Source organism: Flammeovirga sp. AWQ4_249 (genome assembly GCF_056161045.1).
The window spans coordinates 1-1,101 of sequence record NZ_JBSWYJ010000103.1 but is presented as its reverse complement, the minus strand read 5'-3'; the positions used below and the strand labels follow the sequence as shown (position 1 = coordinate 1,101).

Sequence of the window (1,101 nt, the reverse complement as noted above, 5' to 3'; positions counted from 1 at the left end):
ACATTCAAAGAGTGCGTAACAGCTCACTGGTCGAGCGACAGAGCATCGATAATGATCGGGCATTAAACTATTCACCGAAGACATGGATTTGCGTAAGCAAGTGGTAGGGGAGCATTCTAGCGAGGCTGAAGCTGTGTGGTGATGCACAGTGGACTTTCTAGAAAAGCAAATGTAGGCATAAGTAACGATAAGGCAGGTGAGAAACCTGCCCGCCGATAGACCAAGGTTTCCTGGGCGACGCTAATCGTCCCAGGGTTAGCCGGGACCTAAGGAGATTGCCGAATGGCATATTCGATGGATATCAGGTCAAAATTCCTGAGCATCCTATATTTTCGATGGAGTGACGGAGTGATGCAGCATCTGCGTACTGACGGAATAGTACGTTGAATTGCGTACCTATAGGTTGTGTAGTTAAATGCGCACGACTTGGGGAAACAAGACAGTACAGAGCGACTACGGTCAATTTGATAACGATGTGAAACGCTTCCAAGAAAACCTTCTACGATTAAGATATAGGATCCCGTACCCCAAACCGACACAGGTGGTCAGGGTGAGTAACCCGAGGCGCTCGAGTGATTCATGGCTAAGGAACTAGGCAAATTAGCCCCGTAACTTCGGGAGAAGGGGCGCCTACTTACTTTGTAAGAGGCCGCAGCGAAGAAGTCCAGGCGACTGTTTAACAAAAACACATGGCTATGCGAACTCGAAAGATTCAGTATATAGCCTGACACCTGCCCGGTGCTGGAAGGTTAAGAGGGGGAGTTAGCTTCGGCGAAGCTCTGAATTGAAGCCCCAGTAAACGGCGGCCGTAACTATAACGGTCCTAAGGTAGCGAAATTCCTTGTCGGGTAAGTTCCGACCTGCACGAATGGTGCAACGATCTGGACGCTGTCTCGGCCATGAGCTCGGTGAAATTGAAGTAGCGGTGAAGATGCCGCTTACCCGCAACGGGACGAAAAGACCCCATGAACCTTTACTGCAACTTAACGTTGGCCGTTGGCCAGGAGTGTGTAGGATAGGCGGGAGACTGTGAAGGAGCGTCGCCAGGCGTTTTGGAGTCATTGTTGAAATACCGCCCTCTCCTGTTCGACGGTCTAACGG

General features: G+C 50.4%; 1 rRNA gene. It reads left to right on the top strand.

Annotated elements, in window-relative coordinates:
• A 23S ribosomal RNA gene (locus ACXAHM_RS26255) occupies window positions 1-1,101 on the top strand; the annotation flags it as partial.